The following is a 16,682-nucleotide window of genomic DNA, read 5'->3' as shown; positions in this document are numbered from 1 at the left end:
TCGCTCCAAAGCGAGCGTTCCTGCACAAACCTTCATTACTCGATGATCGAGGAGACGATGCCTGCACCGACGGTGCGGCCGCCTTCACGGATAGCGAAGCGGAGCTTCTCTTCCATTGCGATCGGCACGATCAGGGTGACGTCCATAGCAACGTTGTCGCCAGGCATAACCATTTCCGTACCTTCCGGCAGCGTGACAACACCGGTCACGTCCGTCGTGCGGAAGTAGAACTGCGGACGGTAGTTCGTGAAGAACGGCGTATGACGGCCACCTTCGTCCTTGGTCAGAATGTAAGCTTCTGCCTTGAACTTGGTGTGCGGCTTCACAGAACCCGGCTTGCAGAGAACCTGGCCGCGTTCAACGTCTTCACGGCCAACGCCGCGGATCAGAGCGCCGATATTGTCGCCAGCCTGGCCCTGGTCGAGCAGCTTGCGGAACATTTCAACGCCGGTAACCGTCGTCTTCGTCGTCGCCTTGATGCCGACGATTTCAACTTCTTCACCAACCTTGACGATACCGCGCTCAACGCGACCCGTCACAACCGTACCACGGCCCGAGATCGAGAAAACGTCTTCGATCGGCATCAGGAACGGCTGGTCAATCGGACGTTCCGGGGTCGGAATGTAGTCGTCAACAGCGGCCATCAGAGCGCGAACAGCGTCTTCGCCCAGTTCCTTCGACGAATCTTCCAGAGCAGCAAGAGCCGAGCCCTTGACGATCGGGGTTTCATCGCCCGGGAAGTCGTACTTCGACAGAAGTTCGCGCACTTCCAGTTCAACCAGTTCGAGCAGTTCTGCGTCGTCAACCTGGTCGCACTTGTTCAGGAACACAACGATTGCCGGAACGCCAACCTGACGGGCGAGCAGGATGTGCTCACGGGTCTGCGGCATCGGGCCGTCAGCAGCCGAAACAACCAGGATCGCGCCGTCCATCTGCGCAGCACCGGTGATCATGTTCTTCACATAGTCGGCGTGACCAGGGCAGTCGACGTGTGCATAGTGCCGGTTTGCGGTTTCGTACTCGACGTGCGACGTCGAAATCGTGATACCGCGCGCCTTTTCTTCAGGCGCTGCGTCGATCTGGTCATAGGCCTTGAAGTCACCGAAGTATTTCGTGATCGCAGCCGTCAGAGACGTCTTGCCATGGTCAACGTGACCAATCGTGCCGATATTAACGTGGGGCTTCGTACGTTCAAACTTACTCTTTGCCATTTGAGCTCTCCGTAAATTTAGCCTGCTCAGGCATTCTTTTAATTGGGAGCGTGACCCTTAGGTCACGCAAACTTCTTCTGGATTTCCTGTGCGACCGCCGTCGGAACCGGCTCATAATGGTCGAACTGCATCGTGTACTGTGCACGGCCCTGGGACATCGAACGCAGGCTGTTCACGTAGCCAAACATGTTGGCGAGCGGAACGTTTGCATTGACGACCGTGGCGATGCCGCGGGCTTCGGTGCCGGAAATCTGACCGCGACGCGAGTTCAGATCGCCGATAACGTCACCAACGTAATCTTCCGGCGTAACAACCTCGACCTTCATGATCGGCTCGAGGAGCTGTGCGCCAGCCTTCTGCGCACCTTCACGGAACGCTGCACGGGACGCGATTTCGAAGGCGAGAACAGACGAATCAACGTCATGGTATGCGCCGTCGATCAGGGTGGCCTTCACGCCGAGCATCGGGAAGCCAGCCAGCGGGCCTGCACCCATGACGCTTTCGATACCCTTCTGAACACCCGGAATGTATTCCTTCGGAACCGAGCCGCCGACGATCTTCGATTCGAAGATGAAATCGTCGCCATCATGCGGTTCGAAGATGATCTTCACGCGAGCGAACTGACCCGAACCACCCGACTGCTTCTTGTGGGTGTAATCGATTTCAGCCTGACGGGTGATCGATTCACGGTAAGCAACCTGCGGCGCACCGACGTTGGCTTCAACCTTGAATTCGCGCTTCATGCGATCGACGAGAATGTCGAGGTGAAGTTCGCCCATGCCGGCGATGATGGTCTGACCGGATTCTTCGTCCGACTTAACGCGGAAGGAAGGATCTTCGGCAGCCAGACGATTGAGCGCGATGCCCATCTTTTCCTGGTCGGCCTTGGTCTTCGGCTCGATCGCGATCTCGATAACCGGATCCGGGAATTCCATGCGTTCAAGGATAACCGGCTTCAGCGGATCGCAGAGCGTATCGCCAGTGGTGGTTTCCTTGAGGCCAGCCAGAGCAACGATGTCGCCTGCAAAAGCTTCTTCGATGTCTTCACGGCTGTTGGAGTGCATCTGCAGCATACGGCCGATACGCTCACGCTTGCCCTTAACAGTGTTTTCGAGCGAAATGCCCTTGGTCAGCTTACCCGAGTAAATACGAGCGAAGGTCAGCGAACCAACGAACGGATCGTTCATGATCTTGAATGCAAGCATCGAGAGCGGCGCTTCATCCGAAGATTCACGGGTGGTTTCGGTTTCCGTCTTGACGTCGATGCCCTTGATCGCAGGAACATCGGTCGGAGCCGGAAGGAATTCCACAACAGCGTCGAGAAGCGGCTGAATGCCACGGTTCTTGAACGCAGTACCGCAAAGAACCGGATGGAACTTGACGTCGATGGTACCCTTACGGATCAAAGCACGCAGCTCTGCATTCGTAGGCATGGTACCTTCAAGGTAAGCTTCCATGGCAGCTTCGTCGATTTCCACGGCCAGCTCAATGAGCTTTTCGCGGTACTCTTCAGCCTGATCCTTGAGGTGCTCAGGAACTTCACCAACGGTCGCAGATGCGCCGATCGTGCCATCCCAGGTCAGAGCCTTCATTTCGATCAGGTCGATGACGCCTTCGAACTCGTTTTCAGCGCCGATCGGCAGCTGAACCGGAAGTGCTACGGCGCCAAGACGCGAACCGACCATTTCTACGCAACGGTAGAAATCGGCACCGATCTTGTCCATCTTGTTGACGAAGACCATACGCGGGACGTGGTACTTTTCAGCCTGACGCCACACGGTTTCGGTCTGTGGCTCAACGCCAGCGTTGGCGTCGAGCAGTGCAATTGCGCCGTCGAGAACGCGGAGCGAACGTTCAACTTCAATCGTGAAGTCGACGTGGCCCGGCGTGTCGATGATGTTGAAGCGGCGCTTCTTGCCATCCTGACCCTGCCAGAACGTGGTCGTGGCAGCGGACGTGATGGTGATACCGCGTTCCTGCTCCTGCTCCATCCAGTCCATGGTCGACGCACCATCGTGGGTTTCGCCGATCTTATGGTTCTTACCGGTATAGAACAGAATGCGCTCGGTCATCGTCGTCTTGCCGGCGTCGATGTGAGCCATGATACCGAAATTGCGGTAGTCTTCGATTTTGTATTCGCGGGCCATGATAGTCGCTCTTTGAATAGGTTTCGACGATTACCAGCGGTAATGCGAGAAGGCGCGGTTGGCTTCAGCCATGCGGTGCGTGTCTTCACGCTTCTTCACAGCAGAACCACGGTTGTTAGCAGCGTCAAGCAGCTCACCGGAAAGACGATCAATCATCGTCGTCTCGTTACGGCCACGAGCAGCATTGATGAGCCAACGGATGGCAAGTGCCTGGCGGCGTTCTGGACGCACATCAACCGGAACCTGATAGGTTGCACCACCAACGCGGCGCGAACGGACTTCGATGTGCGGAGCTACGTTGTCGAGCGCCTGATGGAACAGCGCGACCGGCTCGGACTTTGCCTTGGCTTCGATTGAATCGAGCGCACCGTAAACGATGCTTTCAGCAACCGACTTCTTGCCATGAAGCATGACTGCATTCATGAACTTCGTGATAACGAGATCGCCGAACTTTGGATCCGGATTGATCTCACGCTTCTCAGCCTTATGGCGTCTGGACATTTCGTCTTTTCTTTCAATTACATCGGGCTCAGCTCACCTTACGGCAGCCGGTATCCCCGGAAAATCTTACTTCGGACGCTTTGCACCGTACTTCGAACGGCGCTGCTTGCGGTTCTTGACACCCTGGGTATCGAGAACGCCACGGATGATGTGGTAACGCACACCCGGCAAGTCCTTTACACGACCGCCGCGGATCATGACGACGGAGTGCTCCTGCAGGTTATGCCCTTCACCAGGGATATAACCGATGACTTCGAAGCCGTTCGTCAGACGAACCTTGGCAACCTTACGGAGAGCCGAGTTCGGCTTCTTCGGGGTCGTCGTATAAACGCGGGTGCAAACGCCGCGCTTCTGAGGGTTTGCCTGCAGTGCAGGAACCTTATTGCGCTTTACCGGCGCAGTGCGCGGCTTGCGGATAAGCTGGTTTACGGTTGGCATACAACCTTCCTCTATAAAAAATCTCGTATCCACGCCCATACGGGCCGTTTCACCGCCATGCTGATGCACAAATTCGGGACAAGTCACGACAACCGGTGACCACCCCGAACAAAAGCAGAGGAAGCTGACGCTTCATGCGAACGGCAAGTTGCATTTCGATCGTAAAACGAACCCTGTTTGAGATGAACTTCAGGGCGCGTCGCCCCGAAAAAGCTTGTCTCACATCGGCTCAGATGGGCTGCTGATACGTCTTTAGCGACGTTTCGTCAAGGGCAGCGGATCAAGTTTCTTCAATGGAAGACCCTAAACCGGCGTTTTGGCTTCGTCCGGACAGGTTGTTGCGCCGCATTTGACGTCTATTCGCTAATATTTCGCGATCAAAACCGTCATTTTCCTATGCAAGCATGGCGCAGCCACTCAGGTCAGGCTATTGAAGCACATCTGAGTCGAAACGCAACAGAATATTAAGGGTTTCTCAATGTCTTCCACATCCCCAGCAGCCGGCGACGATTCGCCGATCGTTCATCTCGTCATCGCTGACGTCTGGAACGAAGGCGAAGAATCTCCGGTTGAAGTGCACCTGCTTCTCAAATCGGACGAGAATGAAGATCTGGTCCAGACGGTCCTCAGCATTCTTGCTGAAGAAGGCTATCATGAAGCCGAGCTTCTCGAGATGGGCACACTGACCGAAGAGCCGGAAGAAGAACCGCACAAGAGCGCCTGGGCCACCGCGCTCACCGGCGAAGTCGCGCTGATCGAATTCGACGGCGACGACGAAGAAGAAGAATAAGCATCAGAAAAATGCCGGTTCCGACCGGCATTTTTTTACGGCGCAAGGTCGCTTTGCACCTTTGCAATGACCGCTTTGAAAACAAAAAGGCCGCCTCGAAAGGCGGCCTTTTTCAGTTTCGTATCTGTCGATCTTACTCGGCAGCACTGTTGGTCATGTCGACCAGCATCGCATTGGCTTCGGTAGAACCCGAAGACTTGCGGCGCTCGTCGATGATCAGCTCGTCGCGTGCGGTTGCGATGCGACGAATCTGGTTGGTCATGCCGCCAGTACCGGCCGGAATGAGACGACCGACGATGACGTTTTCCTTGAGACCCTGCAGCGTGTCCATCTTGCCGGCAACCGCAGCTTCGGTAAGCACACGGGTCGTTTCCTGGAACGACGCAGCCGAGATGAACGAAGGCGTCTGCAGCGAAGCCTTGGTGATACCGAGCAGGACAGGATTGCCGGAGCCCGGCTTCTTGCCTTCTTCGATAAGGCGCTCGTTGATCTCTTCCAGCTCGATGCGGTCGACGTGGTCGCCCGGAATGTAGCCGGTATCGCCGGATTCTGTGATTTCCACCTTCTGCAGCATCTGACGGACAATCACTTCGATGTGCTTGTCGTTGATCAAAACGCCCTGCAAACGATAGACTTCCTGGATTTCATTCACGAGGTACGAAGCCAGAGCTTCGACGCCCTTGATCGCCAGAATGTCATGCGGTGCCGGGTTGCCGTCGAGGATGTACTCACCCTTTTCGATGACGTCACCGTCCTGAAGATGGAACGGCTTGCCCTTCGGAATGAGGTACTCGACCGGCTCGATCGTGTCGTCGTTCGGCTCGATGATGATGCGACGCTTGTTCTTGTAGTCGCGACCGAAACGAACGGTACCATCGATCTCGGCGATGACGGCATGGTCCTTCGGACGACGTGCTTCGAACAGTTCGGCCACGCGCGGCAGACCACCGGTGATGTCCTTGGTCTTGGCGCTTTCCATCGGCAGACGGGCGATAACGTCACCAGCCTTAACATGCGCGCCCGGCTCGACCGAAAGGATCGATTCCACGGAGAGCATGAAGCGGGCATCGCCACCCTTCGACAGCTTCAGAATCTTGCCAGCCTTGTCCTTGATGACCATGGCAGGCTTGAGATCCGAACCGCGAGGGGTCGAACGCCAGTCGATAACGACGCGCTTGGTGATACCGGTCGACTCGTCGGCCGATTCCGAAACCGAGAGACCATCGACGAGATCTTCGAACTCAACGTAGCCTTCAACTTCGGTCATGATCGGACGGGTGTACGGATCCCACTCGGCAATACGCTGGCCGCGCTTGACCGCATCGCCCTCGTCCACGAACAGACGCGAACCGTAGGTCACGCGATGGACCGCACGTTCCTTGCCCGTAGCGTCGAGGATCAGGACAGCCATGTTACGGCCCATCACCACGAGGTTGCCATCGGAGTTGCGAACCACATTGCGGTTGCGCAGCTTGACAGTGCCTTCATACGAAGCTTCGAGATACGAGCTGTCAACAACCTGTGCAGTACCGCCAAGGTGGAAGGTACGCATGGTGAGCTGAGTGCCCGGCTCGCCGATCGACTGAGCAGCGATAACGCCGACAGCTTCGCCCTGGTTGACCGGAGTACCGCGTGCAAGGTCGCGACCATAGCACTTGGCGCAAACGCCGTTGCGGGTTTCGCAGGTCAGGGCCGAGCGGATGCGGATCGACTGGATAGCAGCCTTCTCGATGATCTCGACGTCCTTTTCCTCGATCATGCGGCCAGCCTCGACGATGACTTCGCCGGTGGTCGGATGCAGGATCGGATCGAGAGCCGTACGGCCCAGAACGCGCTGGCCGATCGAAGCCACGATCTGGCCGGCGTCGACGATCGGCTGCATGGTGAGACCGATTTCGGCGCCGCAATCGACTTCCGAAATGATCGCATCCTGTGCAACGTCAACGAGACGACGGGTCAGGTAGCCCGAGTTGGCCGTCTTCAAGGCGGTATCTGCCAGACCCTTACGGGCACCGTGGGTCGAGTTGAAGTACTCGTTAACGGTCAGGCCTTCCTTGAAGTTCGAGATGATCGGGGTTTCGATGATTTCGCCCGACGGCTTGGCCATGAGGCCGCGCATGCCGCCAAGCTGACGCATCTGGTTGACCGAACCACGGGCACCCGAATGCGACATCATGTAGACCGAGTTCATCTGCTTCTGGCGACCGGTCACCGGATCGAATTCGACGGCCTTCAGGCGCGCCATCATCTCTTCGGTGATCTTGTCGGTAGCCTTGCCCCAGGCGTCGACGACCTTGTTGTACTTTTCGCCCTGAGTGATCAGGCCGTCATTGTACTGCTGTTCGTATTCGGTCGTAAGCGCTTCGGTGTCGGCAACGATCTTCGCCTTCGTGTCCGGAATGACCATGTCATCCTTGCCGAAGGAGATGCCTGCACGGCAGGCATGCGCGAAGCCGAGCTGCATGATGCGATCGCAGAAGATAACCGTCTCTTTCTGACCGCAATGGCGGTAGACGTGGTCGATCATCTTGGAGATGTTCTTCTTGGTCATCTCCTGATTGCAGATGTCGAACGGCACATTGACGTTCTTCGGCAGCAGCTCACCGGTAATCATGCGGCCAGGCGTCGTGTCGTAGATTTTCGACACAGGCTTGCCTTCGGCATCGACCGTCTTGAAACGGCCCTTGATCTTGGTGTGCAGCGTGACGACCTTGTTCTCAAGCGCGTGCTGCAGCTCGCCCATATCGGCGAACATCATGCCCTCGCCCGGCTCCTTGTCTGCCACGATGGACAGATAATAGAGGCCGAGAACCATGTCCTGCGAAGGAACGATGATCGGTGCGCCGTTGGCCGGGTGCAGGATGTTGTTGGTCGACATCATCAGCACGCGTGCTTCAAGCTGGGCTTCAAGCGACAGCGGAACGTGAACAGCCATCTGGTCACCGTCGAAGTCGGCGTTGAATGCCGTACAAACGAGCGGATGAAGCTGGATTGCCTTGCCTTCAATCAGAGTGGGTTCGAAGGCCTGGATGCCAAGACGGTGCAGCGTAGGCGCGCGGTTCAGAAGAACCGGATGCTCACGGATCACTTCGTCAAGGATATCCCAGACTTCCGGACGTTCCTTTTCAACCAGCTTCTTCGCCTGCTTGACGGTCGAGGAGTAACCCTTGGCGTCAAGACGTGCGTAGATGAAAGGCTTGAACAGTTCGAGCGCCATCTTCTTCGGCAGGCCGCACTGGTGCAGCTTGAGTTCCGGACCGGTCACGATGACCGAACGACCGGAATAGTCGACGCGCTTGCCGAGCAGGTTCTGACGGAAGCGGCCCTGCTTACCCTTGAGCATGTCGGACAGCGATTTCAGCGGACGCTTGTTGGCGCCGGTGATGACGCGGCCACGACGGCCGTTGTCGAACAGCGCGTCAACAGCTTCCTGCAGCATGCGCTTTTCGTTACGGATGATGATGCCAGGCGCGCGCAGTTCGATCAGGCGCTTCAGACGGTTGTTACGGTTGATGACGCGGCGGTACAGATCGTTCAGATCCGACGTCGCGAAACGACCGCCGTCCAGCGGCACGAGCGGACGCAGATCCGGCGGAATGACCGGAACGATCTTCATGATCATCCATTCCGGGCGGTTTCCCGACTCCAGGAAGTTTTCGACGATCTTCAGACGCTTCATCAGCTTCTTCTGCTTCAGGTCCGAGGTGGTCTCGGCCAGATCAACGCGCAGATCGGCGGCAATCTTTTCGAGTTCCATCGAAGCCAGAAGCTCGTAGATAGCTTCGGCACCAATAAGAGCTGTGAACTGATCTTCGCCGAACTCGTCGACGGCGATCATATATTCCTCTTCCGAAAGAAGCTGATGCTCCTTCAGCGAGGTCAGGCCCGGCTCGGTAACAATGTAGTTCTCGAAGTACAGGACGCGCTCGATATCCTTGAGCGTCATGTCCAGGAGCGTGCCGATACGGCTCGGCAGCGACTTCAGGAACCAGATGTGGGCAACCGGAGCTGCGAGTTCGATGTGGCCCATGCGCTCGCGACGAACGCGCGAGAGCGTGACTTCCACGCCGCACTTTTCGCAGATGATGCCCTTGTACTTCATACGCTTGTACTTGCCGCACAAGCATTCATAGTCCTTGATCGGGCCAAAGATGCGCGCGCAGAAGAGACCATCGCGTTCAGGCTTGAACGTGCGGTAGTTGATCGTCTCCGGCTTCTTGATCTCGCCGTATGACCAGGACAGAATCTTCTCAGGGCTGGCAATCGAGATTCTGATGGAATCGAACGTCTGTGCCGGAGCCTGAGGATTGAAAAGATTCATGACCTCTTGGTTCATGCCGTTCTCCTTGAGGGCGATCCGTCGCCCTGTGTCGTCGATGACAAGCTGAAAATCCTTGCCATCCTGAAAAGAAATCGCGGTACTACGCAGTTATGAACTGGCTTGCCGTAGTTTCGTCTCCGGCGCAGGACCGTGTCCCGCATATTCTGGAAACGATTATACAGGCGCGCCGCGGCAATACCGTGGCGCGCCCTTGAGCTTTATTCCGCTGCGTCAGGCAGGGCCTGCTGCTGTTCGTCACGCGTATCGTCCAGCTCGACATTGAGGCCGAGCGAACGCATTTCCTTGACGAGAACGTTGAAGCTCTCCGGAATGCCTGCTTCGAACGTGTCGTCGCCGCGTACGATCGCTTCGTAGACCTTGGTACGGCCTGCAACGTCGTCCGACTTGACGGTAAGCATTTCCTGCAGCGTGTAAGCCGCACCGTATGCTTCCAGAGCCCAGACCTCCATTTCGCCGAAGCGCTGGCCACCGAACTGGGCCTTGCCGCCCAGAGGCTGCTGCGTAACGAGCGAGTAAGGTCCGATCGAACGAGCGTGGATCTTGTCGTCGACCAGGTGGTGGAGCTTCAACATATAGATGTAGCCCATGGTCACCTGACGGTCGAACGGCTCACCCGTACGGCCATCGTAAAGCGTCGACTGACCAGACGTTGCAAGACCCGCATCCGTCAGCATCGCGTTGATGTCGGCTTCCACCGCACCGTCGAAGACCGGCGTTGCGATCGACACGCCGCGCTTCACCTGGTTGGCCAGCATGAGGACGGAATCGTCGTCATAAGACCGGACCGGTTCATTGCGGTCGTTGTCCGGATAGATGTGCTCCAGCGTTTCGCGCAGCGGCTCAATATTGGCCGTCTTGCGGTAAACGTCGATGAGCTCACCGATCTTCTTGCCCATGCCAGCGCATGCCCAGCCGAGGTGGGTTTCCAGAATCTGGCCCACATTCATACGGCTCGGAACGCCAAGCGGGTTCAACACGATGTCGGCATGCGTACCGTCTTCGAGGAACGGCATGTCCTCGACTGGCAGAATGCGGGAAACCACACCCTTGTTGCCGTGACGGCCAGCCATCTTGTCGCCTGGCTGGATCTTGCGCTTCACAGCGACAAAGACCTTGACCATCTTCATGACGCCTGGAGGCATCTCGTCGCCGCGCTGTACCTTTTCGACCTTGTCCATGAAGCGTGCTTCGAGCAGCTTCTTGGAGTCGTCGTACTGGCTGCGAAGCGCTTCGAGCTCGCCCTGGAGCTTCTCGTCGTCGACAGCAAACTGCCACCACTGCGACCGCGGATATTCGGTCATCAGCTCACGGGTGATCGTCGAGCCCTTCTTGAAGCCCTTCGGACCCGCTGCAGCAACCTTGCCATCGATCATGTCGGCAAGACGGCCATAGACGTTGCGATCCAGGATAGCCTGTTCGTCGTCACGGTCCTTGGCGAGACGCTCAATTTCCTCGCGCTCGATAGCCATGGCGCGTTCGTCCTTTTCAACGCCGTGGCGGTTGAAAACGCGAACTTCAACAATGGTACCGTAGGTTCCGGGCGGCATACGCATGGAGGTGTCACGGACGTCCGATGCCTTTTCACCGAAGATGGCGCGCAGAAGCTTTTCTTCCGGCGTCATCGGGCTTTCGCCCTTCGGCGTGATCTTGCCGACAAGAATGTCGCCAGGATGCACTTCAGCACCGATGTACACGATACCGGCTTCGTCGAGGTTCTTCAGCGCTTCTTCCGAAACGTTCGGAATGTCGCGGGTGATTTCCTCAGGTCCAAGCTTGGTGTCGCGGGCAGCAACTTCGAATTCTTCGATGTGGATCGAAGTGAACACGTCGTCCGAAACGATCTTCTCGGAAAGAAGGATCGAATCTTCGTAGTTGTAACCGTTCCACGGCATGAACGCGACGAGCACGTTGCGGCCAAGAGCCAGATCGCCCAGATCCGTCGACGGACCGTCAGCGATGATGTCACCCTTCTGGATGGGATCGCCAACGCGCACAAGCGGACGCTGATTGATGCAGGTGTTCTGGTTCGAACGCTGGAACTTCATCAGGCGATAGATATCGACGCCCGACTTGGACGGATCGAGATCTTCGGTCGCACGGATAACGATACGCGTTGCGTCAACCTGATCGACCACACCGCCACGGCGCGCTGCAATTGCAGCACCGGAGTCACGTGCAACGACCGCTTCCATACCCGTACCGACGAACGGCGCTTCAGCGCGAACGAGCGGCACAGCCTGACGCTGCATGTTCGAGCCCATGAGAGCGCGGTTGGCGTCGTCGTTTTCCAGGAACGGGATGAGAGCCGCAGCAACCGAAACGAGCTGCTTCGGCGACACGTCCATCAGATCCACATTTTCACGCGGAGCCATCATCACTTCGCCTGCATGACGGCAGATGACGAATTCGTCAACGAAACCGCCCCGCTCGTCAAGCTCGACGTTAGCCTGCGCAACAGAGTGCTTGGCTTCTTCCATGGCCGACAGATAGACAACGTCGTTCGTTACCTTGCCGTCGATCACCTTACGATACGGGCTTTCGATGAAGCCGTACTTGTTGACGCGGGCAAAAGTTGCAAGCGAGTTGATCAGACCGATATTCGGGCCTTCCGGCGTTTCAATCGGGCAGATACGGCCATAGTGGGTCGGATGCACGTCGCGGACTTCGAAGCCAGCGCGCTCGCGGGTCAAACCGCCCGGTCCAAGAGCCGAGAGACGGCGCTTGTGGGTGATTTCCGAAAGCGGGTTGGTCTGATCCATGAACTGCGACAGCTGCGAGGAACCGAAGAACTCGCGCACGGCTGCAGCAGCCGGCTTCGCGTTGATCAGATCCTGCGGCATGACCGTGTCGATTTCGATCGAGGACATACGTTCCTTGATCGCACGCTCCATACGAAGCAGACCGACGCGATACTGATTTTCCATCAGTTCGCCGACCGAACGCACACGGCGGTTGCCGAGATTGTCGATGTCGTCGATTTCGCCGCGACCGTCGCGCAGTTCCACCAGCATCTTGACCACGGCCAGGATGTCTTCCTTGCGCAGAACGCGCACGGTGTCTTCCGCGTCGAGATCCAGACGCATGTTCATCTTGACGCGACCAACGGCCGAAAGGTCGTAGCGCTCGGCGTCGAAGAACAGCGAGTTGAACATCGCTTCGGCGGAATCCATCGTAGGCGGTTCGCCCGGACGCATGACGCGATAGATGTCGAACAGCGCTTCCTGACGGCTTTCGTTCTTGTCGACAGCCAGCGTGTTACGGATGTAGCCGCCGATGTTGATATGATCGATGTCGAGGACGTTGATTTCCGTCTCGCCGGTGTCGATCAGGGTCTTGAGGACCTTCTCGTCGATTTCGTCACCGGCTTCGAGATAGATCTCGCCGGTTGCGTAATTGACGACATCTTCCGCAAGATATGAGCCGAACAGATCGTCTTCCGTCGCCTTGATGGCCTTGAGGCCCTTTTCAGCAAGCTGCTTGGCCGAACGGGCGGTCAGCTTCTTGCCAGCTTCAAGAACGACTTCGCCAGTGTCCGCATCGATGAGATCGGAGATGATCTTCATGCCCTTGAAGCGGTCTGCCGAATACGGAATGCGCCAGTTGTCGCCATCACGCGAATAGGTGACAGTCTTGTAGAACGTCGAGAGAATTTCTTCGCCGTCCATCCCGAGCGCCATCAGCAGCGTCGTTGCTGGCAGCTTGCGGCGACGATCGATACGTGCGTAGACGATGTCCTTGGAATCGAATTCGATATCGAGCCATGAACCGCGATAAGGGATGACGCGAGCTGCGAACAGGAGCTTGCCCGAGGAATGGGTCTTGCCCTTGTCGTGGTCGAAGAAGACGCCCGGCGAACGGTGCATCTGCGAAACGATTACGCGCTCGGTGCCATTGACGATGAAGGTGCCGTTGTCGGTCATGAGCGGCATATCGCCCATGTAGACATCCTGTTCCTTGATGTCCTTGATCGACTTCGCGCCGGTATCTTCGTCAATATCGAACACGATAAGACGCAGCGTCACCTTGAGTGGCGCCGAATACGTCAGATCGCGCTGACGGCATTCGTCAACGTCGAATTTTGGTGCGTCGAATTCGTAGCGAACGAATTCGAGCATTGAAGCGCCGGAGAAATCCTGAATTGGGAAAACAGACTTGAAAACCGCCTGCAAACCCTCGTCAGAACGCCCACCGGATGGTTCTTCAACCATAAGGAACTGGTCGTAAGATGCCTTCTGAACCTCGATAAGGTTCGGCATCTCGGCGACCTCTGGGATCTTGCCGAAAAATTTGCGTACGCGCTTGCGACCATTGAATGAATGGGTCTGAGCCATCGTCGCTCCTCGTTCTATAGCCTTGCGGCTTGCTCACGCCTTGCGGCCTTTATCATGCGCCGCCCTTCGGCGGTCCTTCGAGCACATGGTCCTTCAGATCGGCCCCTTCAGATCGGATGGATCGAAAAGGATCATGTGCAAACTTTCCAGAGCTGCCTTCCGCATCGTTACCGACACGCGGCGCTCTTAACGGGCTAAAACCCGTTTCCTGAAAGCCGTTCCGGCACTCAGGAAAAGGGTTCCAGTTATCCGACCCACCAGGAAAGTCCGGCGGGAACTGGCGGATGGAAAACCATCCGCCAGAATAGTCCGAACTTACTTGAGTTCGACCTTGGCGCCAGCAGCTTCGAGCTGTGCCTTGATCTTCTCAGCTTCGTCCTTAGAAGCGGCTTCCTTGACAGCCTTAGGAGCGCCTTCGACGAGGTCCTTGGCTTCCTTGAGGCCGAGACCGGTGATTGCGCGCACTTCCTTGATCACGTTGATCTTGTTAGCGCCGCCGTCAACGAGAACGACGTCGAATTCGGTCTTTTCTTCAGCAGCAGCAGCAGGAGCAGCGCCACCAGCAGCAGCAACTGCAACAGGAGCAGCAGCCGAAACGCCCCACTTCTCTTCGAGAAGCTTCGAAAGCTCTGCAGCTTCGAGAACGGTCAGTGCCGACAGGTCGTCAACGATCTTTGCGAGATCAGCCATTTTGGTATTTCCTTAGTTTCAAGGTTTGAACAATTGACAGCGAAAAACGGCCTTACGCCGCCTCGTTCTTCCGGGCGTGCGCGCCAATAACGCGAGCGATCTGGCCCGCCGGTGCGCTGGTAAGTACTGCGAGACGCTGAGCCGGGGTCTGGATCATTCCAACCAGCTTTGCGCGCAGTTCGTCGAGCGATGGGAGCGAAGCAAGCGACTTGACGCCATCGGCGTTAAGCGTCGTTGCACCCATTGCACCACCGAGGATAACGAGCTTGTCGTTAGCCTTGGCGAATTCGACGGCTACTTTCGGAGCAGCAATCGGGTCGTTTGCGTAAGCAACAACCGTCTGACCTGTAAACAGATCAGAAATGCCTTCCGATTCCGTGCCCTGAAGAGCGATCTTGGCAAGGCGGTTTTTCGCGACTTTAACGGACCCACCTGCATCGCGCATCTTCGAGCGAAGATCGCTCATCTGCGCAACGGTGAGACCGGTATAGTGGGCCACGACGACCGAACCGGACTCTTTAAAAGCGCCGTTCAGCCACGAGACAAATTCGCGTTTTTCCGCTCTATCCACTGTCTCTCTCCAGTAGGCAGGACCACATGGCCCTGCCGGGTTGCCTTTGCCGGACGAACTTCACAGTCAGCCCGACGTTCGAGGATCCTGTCCCCTTCAGCTATCCTGGAAGCCAGGCATCACTCAAAGGCAACTACGGTTCAAACCTTGCATGCGTATTCACGCGAAACAGGGTTATTCCACGTCTCATGCAGGCCATATGTTTAAGGATTACCACCCGAAGATGATGATCCGCCTGCAATCTCGGACAGGATAACCGGACTTTCGTCCGGCTATCCGGATCTTGCGATCCGGAATTCTTGCCATTCGCCCCGCATTGCAGGACCGGCTGGCAGCCACGCCTCCCCTCTCGGAAAGGCTTGGGCTCCGGCGAACCGGAGCCCTGAAAACTTAGGCGACGACCTTGACGGTTGCCGGGTCGACCTTGACGCCAACGCCCATGGTCGAGGAAAGCGATACGCGCTTGACGTATTCACCCTTGGCAGCCGACGGCTTTGCCTTGATGACGGCGTCAGCGAAAGCCTTGATGTTTTCTTCGAGCTTGGCATTGTCGAAGGAAACCTTGCCGATACCGGCATGGATGATACCAGCCTTCTCGACGCGGAACTCGACTGCGCCGCCCTTGGAAGCAGCAACAGCAGCTGCAACGTCGGTGGTGACGGTGCCAACCTTCGGGTTCGGCATCATGCCACGCGGGCCGAGAACCTTACCGAGACGACCGACGAGCGGCATCATGTCCGGGGTAGCAATGCAGCGATCGAATTCGATCTTGCCGCCATTGACGATTTCGAACAGTTCTTCCGCACCGACGATGTCGGCGCCAGCCTTCTTGGCTTCTTCAGCCTTGTCGCCGCGAGCGAAAACAGCAACGCGAACCGTACGGCCCGTGCCGTTCGGCAGGTTGACAACGCCGCGAACCATCTGGTCAGCGTGGCGCGGATCAACGCCGAGATTCATCGCGATTTCGATGGTTTCATCGAACTTGGCGACAGCACGTTCCTTGACGAGGCCGATAGCAGCCGACAGATCGTACAGCTTGTTGCGATCGACGCCTTCACGGATCTTGTTAATGCGCTTGGAAATCTTCGCCATCGTCTCAGCCCACCACTTCCAGGCCCATCGAACGGGCAGAACCTTCGATCATGCGCATCGCTGCTTCAATATCAGCGGCGTTCAGATCCTTCATCTTCGCTTCAGCGATCGTGCGAACCTTGTCGCGGGAGATCGTGCCGGCGCTCGCCTTGCCCGGGGTCTTCGAACCGGACTTGAGGTTAGCAGCCTTCTTGAGGAAGTAGGTTACCGGAGGCGTCTTCATCACAAAAGTGAAAGACTTGTCCTGGTAATAGGTGATCACGACTGGAATCGGCGAACCCTTTTCCATTTCCTGCGAGGCAGCGTTAAACGCCTTGCAGAATTCCATGATGTTGATGCCGCGCTGACCCAGGGCCGGACCGATCGGGGGCGACGGATTGGCCGCACCTGCCGCTACCTGGAGCTTAAGCTGGCCTGCAATTTTCTTAGCCATTGCTTTCTGCCTTTATAACTTGCCGGATAATCCGGCTTTCTCGATTAATGCCGGATAATCCGGCTCTCGACTGACGCCAGTTCGACTGGCGGGCAGTTCGGTGGTTCGGAGATCGACGACCGGCTAAGCCGCCTTC

11 protein-coding genes are annotated in these 16,682 nt (G+C 57.0%); 1 reads left to right on the top strand and 10 read right to left on the bottom strand.

What is annotated here, in order from left to right:
• Window positions 1-35 precede the first annotated feature (35 nt).
• From tuf to rpsL, 4 genes are all read right to left on the bottom strand, one after another.
• Window positions 36-1,211 (bottom strand): elongation factor Tu, encoded by a 1,176-nt coding sequence (gene tuf / locus F9K91_RS17670; protein WP_151557717.1) that lies wholly within the window; start codon window positions 1,209-1,211, stop codon window positions 36-38.
• Between the two features lie 62 nt (window positions 1,212-1,273).
• On the bottom strand, window positions 1,274-3,358 hold the full coding sequence (fusA, locus tag F9K91_RS17665) for an elongation factor G (protein ID WP_151653590.1): 2,085 nt from the start codon (window positions 3,356-3,358) through the stop codon (window positions 1,274-1,276).
• Window positions 3,359-3,388: 30 nt separating this feature from the next.
• Window positions 3,389-3,859 carry a 30S ribosomal protein S7 gene (rpsG, locus tag F9K91_RS17660; RefSeq protein WP_109369231.1) on the bottom strand — a complete coding sequence of 157 codons (471 nt, stop codon included), beginning with the start codon at window positions 3,857-3,859 and terminating at the stop codon, window positions 3,389-3,391.
• Window positions 3,860-3,925: 66 nt separating this feature from the next.
• Complete coding sequence (gene rpsL / locus F9K91_RS17655) at window positions 3,926-4,297, bottom strand: 30S ribosomal protein S12 (protein WP_002964366.1); 372 nt, start codon at window positions 4,295-4,297, stop codon at window positions 3,926-3,928.
• A 478-nt stretch (window positions 4,298-4,775) separates the two neighbouring features.
• On the opposite strand from rpsL, the gene F9K91_RS17650 reads away from it, so the two are divergent.
• The gene (locus F9K91_RS17650; protein ID WP_061346154.1) at window positions 4,776-5,087 is read left to right on the top strand and encodes a hypothetical protein; all 312 of its coding nucleotides are present in this window, start codon (window positions 4,776-4,778) and stop codon (window positions 5,085-5,087) included.
• Window positions 5,088-5,220: 133 nt separating this feature from the next.
• On the opposite strand, the gene rpoC is transcribed toward F9K91_RS17650, so the two are convergent.
• The 6 genes from rpoC to rplK form a co-directional block, all read right to left on the bottom strand.
• Window positions 5,221-9,423 (bottom strand): DNA-directed RNA polymerase subunit beta', encoded by a 4,203-nt coding sequence (gene rpoC / locus F9K91_RS17645; protein WP_151557719.1) that lies wholly within the window; start codon window positions 9,421-9,423, stop codon window positions 5,221-5,223.
• Between the two features lie 203 nt (window positions 9,424-9,626).
• Entirely contained in the window at window positions 9,627-13,760 is a 4,134-nt protein-coding gene (gene rpoB / locus F9K91_RS17640) for a DNA-directed RNA polymerase subunit beta (protein WP_061346152.1), read from the bottom strand.
• 315 nt (window positions 13,761-14,075) lie between these two features.
• Entirely contained in the window at window positions 14,076-14,450 is a 375-nt protein-coding gene (rplL, locus tag F9K91_RS17630) for a 50S ribosomal protein L7/L12 (protein ID WP_061346151.1), read from the bottom strand.
• 52 nt (window positions 14,451-14,502) lie between these two features.
• Entirely contained in the window at window positions 14,503-15,021 is a 519-nt protein-coding gene (rplJ, locus tag F9K91_RS17625; RefSeq protein WP_010659905.1) for a 50S ribosomal protein L10, read from the bottom strand.
• Between the two features lie 390 nt (window positions 15,022-15,411).
• Window positions 15,412-16,113, bottom strand: coding sequence for a 50S ribosomal protein L1 (gene rplA / locus F9K91_RS17620; RefSeq protein WP_061346150.1), 702 nt, complete (start codon window positions 16,111-16,113; stop codon window positions 15,412-15,414).
• 4 nt (window positions 16,114-16,117) lie between these two features.
• On the bottom strand, window positions 16,118-16,546 hold the full coding sequence (gene rplK / locus F9K91_RS17615; RefSeq protein WP_010659903.1) for a 50S ribosomal protein L11: 429 nt from the start codon (window positions 16,544-16,546) through the stop codon (window positions 16,118-16,120).
• Window positions 16,547-16,682: the final 136 nt, after the last annotated feature.

It is taken from the genome of Brucella tritici (assembly GCF_008932295.1).
Taxonomy (GTDB): Bacteria; Pseudomonadota; Alphaproteobacteria; order Rhizobiales; family Rhizobiaceae; genus Brucella; species Brucella tritici.
The sequence above is the reverse complement of the archived record's forward strand: the minus strand, read 5'-3'. Positions and strand labels throughout refer to the sequence as shown.

Excerpts from the sequence above, each read along its gene's own strand:
- rpoB (WP_061346152.1), bottom strand. The coding sequence starts at position 13,760 with ATGGCTCAGACCCATTCATTCAATGGTCGCAAGCGCGTACGCAAATTT.
- rplK (WP_010659903.1), bottom strand. The coding sequence starts at position 16,546 with ATGGCTAAGAAAATTGCAGGCCAGCTTAAGCTCCAGGTAGCGGCAGGT.
- F9K91_RS17650 (WP_061346154.1), top strand. The coding sequence starts at position 4,776 with ATGTCTTCCACATCCCCAGCAGCCGGCGACGATTCGCCGATCGTTCAT.
- rpsG (WP_109369231.1), bottom strand. The coding sequence starts at position 3,859 with ATGTCCAGACGCCATAAGGCTGAGAAGCGTGAGATCAATCCGGATCCA.
- rpsL (WP_002964366.1), bottom strand. The coding sequence starts at position 4,297 with ATGCCAACCGTAAACCAGCTTATCCGCAAGCCGCGCACTGCGCCGGTA.
- rplL (WP_061346151.1), bottom strand. The coding sequence starts at position 14,450 with ATGGCTGATCTCGCAAAGATCGTTGACGACCTGTCGGCACTGACCGTT.
- tuf (WP_151557717.1), bottom strand. The coding sequence starts at position 1,211 with ATGGCAAAGAGTAAGTTTGAACGTACGAAGCCCCACGTTAATATCGGC.
- fusA (WP_151653590.1), bottom strand. The coding sequence starts at position 3,358 with ATGGCCCGCGAATACAAAATCGAAGACTACCGCAATTTCGGTATCATG.
- rpoC (WP_151557719.1), bottom strand. The coding sequence starts at position 9,423 with ATGAACCAAGAGGTCATGAATCTTTTCAATCCTCAGGCTCCGGCACAG.
- rplA (WP_061346150.1), bottom strand. The coding sequence starts at position 16,113 with ATGGCGAAGATTTCCAAGCGCATTAACAAGATCCGTGAAGGCGTCGAT.